Below are 5,091 nucleotides of genomic sequence, written 5' to 3' on the forward strand. Positions count from 1 at the left end.
TGCTTATGGACGTATTTCACCCCCTCTTGCGATACCGTTTTTGTCTATTTTCGGTATCGGGGCATCCCTGCCAGGCCTTGCCCCGCTTGACTTGCCGGGTTTTGTGCTTTTTTGCCCCCCCAGGGGGGACTAGGTCGGTTTTTTGGGGAGAGTCTCCCCTCCCCCCGCCAAAAAACCAAGTTGCCCCCCTCTTACAGCCCCAAGGGCTAGCGGGTTTTATGCATAAATATGCATAATATACATAAGAAATGCATAAATATACATTGTAGGGCAGCCCAAAGACAACCTCAAAAGCGGTTTAAATCCTTACGGGACGGGGGTCAGCGGGTTTAGGGTTTTTAGGATGTTAGGGGGGCAAGGAAGGGGGGCTTAGGAGCCGGAGAAGGGGGTTTAGGGCTTTGGGGGCCATCCTGGGCGGGGGTTTTAGGCAAAAATTAAGGAAATTTGGACAGGGAGAACCAAAGAATAAGTAATAATTCTTAAAGTTTGGGGGGGATCATGGTTAAGTTTAGACGATTTTTGTACGAAATCTGTACACAAGGGGAAGAAAACATGATATAATTATTAACATGTAGAAGTGTCTTTAGGAACTGGAAATTTAAAAAGATGGACAAAGAAGCTTTCGCTGGATAAGCGGGGGCTTTTTTTATTTTTAGTTTTAGTTTAGGGGGGGAGTAATTTTTAAGAAAACGGGGGTTTAAAAGAGAGTGGTTTTTGGGGGTTTTGGACCCCAGAGAAATGCTATATATAAACGAATTGCACGGGCGATTGCCTTTCAGGCTTACTGTGCCAAGGGCTAGAGGCCATTTTTTGGGGTGCAAAATATTGCACCCCTCTTCAGTAGGATTTAGGGGGGTGAAAATTGATTTGAAGCAGCCATTAAAGGACTACATTTTGGGGAAGAAAAATATTGTTCAGGACGAGTTTATTATTAGCCGGGAGAAGAATTCCAAGACGAATTGCGAGTTTGTTTATGTGCAGCATCCTGAGATGGATAACCCGATGTACACATTTTGGCATTCGCTTCGGGGCGGAGGGAAGAACAAAAAGCCAAAGCATACGGGCGGGAAGAAGCCATATGCCATGTTAATGATAGAGAATCTTATTGGGTTGATGGAGGATGGGATGCCGGCGGAGTACGCGGGTTATTTGTTGTATTTGGTTCCCTACATAGAGTGGGGGACGGGGAAGTTATTGTACGGCAGAAAAAAGCGACCGATGCGGTCGGGGGATATTACGGCGGTGTTTAAGAAAAAAAGGCGGTCGGTATTTTTGGTTCTGGCCAAACTAAAGGAATACAACCTTCTCTATTACGTACCTGGAGAAGGTTATTTTGTTTCGCGGGAGATTATTAAGCGGGGGGCGAGAAAAAGTGAGGCTGAAATTTGAGAGAGGGATTGTCCCGGAGCAAATAGCGGAAGAGTTTGTCAGGTTTATCCGGGGGAACGAAATAGTTGTCGGGGATGTAAACATCTATTTTCAGGCGTTAGGGGAGGACAGGAGATACCACAACGAAGTTGAGATCGGGGGTCACCAGAGGGTGAAGCATGTGATATTCTACCCGTCGGCAGAGGCCCAGTCAGAGTACGTCGTCGATTCAGCCAGGGTACGCAGGAACAAGTTCAAAGTGGTTTAGCTTATATTTGATAAACAAGGGGGAGGCAATAACATGGGCAGGAAAGCCGATAACAGGAAGGACATTCAACCGGGTTTTTATATTAGCGACAAAGAGAGGGAACTTATCCGGGAGCATAACATGTATGTTAACGATCCCGGCAAGGCCGGGCACGCTATTAGCGCTAAAAAAGCGATCCGGCGGTTGCGGGTCAGGGAAGGCCAGGAAGAAGTCAAGTTATTAAAGAGAAAAGCAAAACCCGCTGTGTTTTTTGTTTGTTTGCCGTGCGGGATCACAGGGCTAAAGGTTAGCTGTGTTACGCATTGTCCTAGGGGGAACAACCAGGACGATTTAAAACTTGCTAACAATAAGATTAACAGGTGTTACCACGCGCTCAATAAAAAGCGGCAATTACAGGCGTTATACAACGCGACACGGAACAGACAAGCAAGCGGGGGCGGGAAGTAGTTATGGGACGCGATAAAAGGCTTACATACTCACTCAAAGAGGTTATTGCGATGTTGGGGATGACTGTAAATTACGGTTACGAGCTGGCCGAAAACGGCCAGTTTCCTTTTCCGGTCATCCAGGTAAATAAAACAGAAAGAGCTGTGCCGAAAAAACCGGTCGACGATTTTTTAAACAAAGGGAAGGTACCCCGAGCGGCCAAGATCATGGCGCCGTGGAATACCGGGAAGCCTGGAAGGACACCCAAGTGGACGCCAGGCAACCATATCAACTGGAACTACCCCATCCCTAAAGAACTAAACGACAAGTTTAACCTTGTGCTAAAAAACATGAACAAAACACTGACCTCCCCAATCGACAAAGGGGAGGCTATTCGGTTGGCTGCGGAAGAATTCGTGCAGCGGCGCCCTCAGTTTTTGTTCGAGCCTGAAGAAACAGAGGAAGAAGAGCTGCTGTATTAGGGAGGGGGTAAATTATGGCCAGGCCCAAAGCAACTAAACAAGTTAAACCAACAGAAGTTGTGGAGAACCCGCTTTTGCAAGCGGCAACAATATCCCCCGCGGAAGAACAGGACAAGATTATCGAAGCCAAAAGCCAGATAGAAAACCTGGCCGACCTGTCGGTGCAATTGCGCGAGTCCCGGAAGATGGCGGCCTACGAAGCCAGGGTGAAAGACCTGAGTTTACTGAAAAACATGGAAGTTTTCATGGATACCGTGCTTGTCACGATGGCCGAAAACACGAGTCTGCTGCAAGCCGCGATCAAAGAAATGCTCAAAAAGAAAGATATGGTTGGACTGAGCAAGCTTATGCTGGCCTTCAAAATGACTCAGGAAGCCAGGGAGCAAATTCTGGGGTTTGATGAAACCAGGTTGCAGAGCAAGAAGAAGTTGAAGCTCCAGGTTGTGTGGAAGGATGCCCAGGGCAATGCGGGGGGCGTTAACCTTGAAACGTGAAACTGGTAAGGTTGGTAAAACTGGACTGTCGGGGGCTAAAGCAAGAAAAAAACGACAGATTATTGAAAAGGTGGCGGCGACGTCCGCCGGCAGATACTGGGTTTGTCAGACCTGCGGCGAAACATTCGAGCAGATTTGGCAAACAAAAAAAGAGATGTATACCGAGTTTAAGAACTGCGGCAAGTGTCGAAGGGGCTACACGACAGGGAAGGTTAAGGCAGAAATCCCTTATACTCCACATCCCGGACAGGTTTTGGTGCATAATAGTCCGGCCAGGTTTAAACTCTTAGCGAGTGGTGCGAGATGGGGAAAAGACCGTTGTATGGTGATGGAATTTATCGATAAGATAAGCCAGATGCTCTCGGAAGACCGGGGGCCGAATATGATCCCCGCCGTCCACGCTTGGATAGTCGCACCGACTTATCTTTTGGCAAGACAGATTTGGCGCGAACTAAAAGCCTATTTCCCGCGTCCGTGGATAGTTAATATCCTGGAAGGGGAAAAGATCATTGAAACCGTCAACGACGGACTGATCGAAGTTAGGTCGGCTGACGATCCGACCACTTTAGTCTCAGTCGGACTTGATATTGTACTTATCACTGAAGCGGCCCGGATATCCAAGCTTGATGAGGTGTGGGCTAACCTGGAAACCAGGTTGATGTCTCCTGGCCGGGGGCCGAATGGAACTGGGGGGCTGGCGCTTATCAACAGTACCCCGATTGGCAGGAATTATTACTATCAAATGTTTAAGTGGGGCCAGAAAAAGGATCCCGATTACGACATTGACTGGGAAAGCTGGCAGTTTCCGTCGTTCAGCAATCCTTACTTGACCGCTAAAGATAAAAACTATCTGAAGAGGATGCAAAAACGGTATCCGGAACGGATATACAATCAGGAAATTCTTGGAGTATTTCTTGCCGAAGGGAATTCCGTGTTCCCAACCGCCGACGAGTGCGCTACATATATCGGTACCGGCCAGCCGGAACCCGGAGAATCATACGTTATTGGTTACGACCCCGCTCGGTCTATCGACAACAGCGGGGTTGTTATTCGTAACAGCAAAGGGGAAGCAGTGCGCGTCGAACAATGGCGCGGGAAGCCCTGGACAAGACAGATGGATGATATCGCTATCTTGTCCCAGCTTTATAACCACGCCCATGTCGTTATGGACCGCACCGGACTTGGGGAGACGTTGCCGGAAGCATTGGCGCAGCGCGGGATAAGCGTGGACCCGGTTTATATATCTAACCTGGAAAAAGAGAAGATGGTTAATAACCTGGCCATGCTCATCGAACAAAAATTTGTCTCCTATCCAAAGCACGAAGTTCTTATTAACGAGTTGAAGGATTACCAATATGTCATTTCTAAAACAGGGACTACCCGGTACTCAGCATCAGCTCAGTCAAGACACGACGACTTGGTAACGGCAGCTATGTTGGCGTTCAAAGATTTTAACTCACCTGAACTGGAACTGCCTTTTGTTGGGCTGCTGGGTGGAGTGTCAAAACAGACCGGTAAGAATAAAAAGCAAAAGACGGTGGCCTAAATGAGAAATAAGATAATCTGCGGTAGATGCGAAGAGATAATGGCTGGCATGGCCGATAACAGCGTAGATATTGTTATCACCGACCCGCCTTTCGGTGTCCGTAAAGACGAGGCTTGGGATGACAAAGACCGGTTTTTGCAGAATGTCCATATATGGCTCGACGAGTGCCTACGGGTCAGCAGGACCGGAGTGTTATGGTTTTGCGCCGAGAAGATGTTGTCGGTGATCCTGTCCCGGCGCCAAGATTTCTTCCAAAGGATTCTGACCTGGAACAAACCACCCGGCAGCCAGTACGCCGGGGCCATGAAAAATAGAATCTGGTTCTCGTCTGAACCGGTTCTGGTGTTTGATAAGGGCGGCTTGGGAAGTAAGGGTAAAGATGCTCCCTTCTCATATGCGGTTTTTAATGCCAGGACCGTCCCCAGTAAAAAATTCGGGTGTTCTACTACCAAACCGGTTGAGTTGATGGAGTGGTTGATCAGACATTATACCGATCCCGGCGATACC

General features: G+C 48.2%; 6 protein-coding genes. All 6 read left to right on the forward strand.

Annotated elements, in window-relative coordinates:
* Nucleotides 1-723 precede the first annotated feature (723 nt).
* Nucleotides 724-1,389 carry a hypothetical protein gene (locus WC958_06150; GenBank protein ID MFA5629802.1) on the forward strand — a complete coding sequence of 222 codons (666 nt, stop codon included), beginning with the start codon at nucleotides 724-726 and terminating at the stop codon, nucleotides 1,387-1,389.
* Entirely contained in the window at nucleotides 1,373-1,636 is a 264-nt protein-coding gene (locus tag WC958_06155) for a hypothetical protein (protein MFA5629803.1), read from the forward strand. The genes WC958_06150 and WC958_06155 overlap by 17 nt, the downstream gene beginning before the upstream one ends.
* A gap of 449 nt (nucleotides 1,637-2,085) precedes the next feature.
* Nucleotides 2,086-2,544, forward strand: a complete 459-nt coding sequence (locus WC958_06160) for a hypothetical protein (GenBank protein MFA5629804.1) — start codon at nucleotides 2,086-2,088, stop codon at nucleotides 2,542-2,544.
* A gap of 14 nt (nucleotides 2,545-2,558) precedes the next feature.
* Nucleotides 2,559-3,038, forward strand: a complete 480-nt coding sequence (locus WC958_06165; protein MFA5629805.1) for a hypothetical protein — start codon at nucleotides 2,559-2,561, stop codon at nucleotides 3,036-3,038.
* Nucleotides 3,028-4,584 (forward strand): hypothetical protein, encoded by a 1,557-nt coding sequence (locus WC958_06170; GenBank protein ID MFA5629806.1) that lies wholly within the window; start codon nucleotides 3,028-3,030, stop codon nucleotides 4,582-4,584. Before WC958_06165 ends, WC958_06170 begins: the two co-directional genes overlap by 11 nt.
* Nucleotides 4,585-5,091, forward strand: a 507-nt coding sequence (locus tag WC958_06175; protein MFA5629807.1) for a DNA methyltransferase, incomplete at its 3' end; no start/stop codon positions are given.

It is taken from the genome of Dehalococcoidales bacterium, from assembly GCA_041656115.1.
In the GTDB taxonomy this organism is placed as follows: Bacteria; Chloroflexota; Dehalococcoidia; order Dehalococcoidales; family UBA5627; genus UBA5627.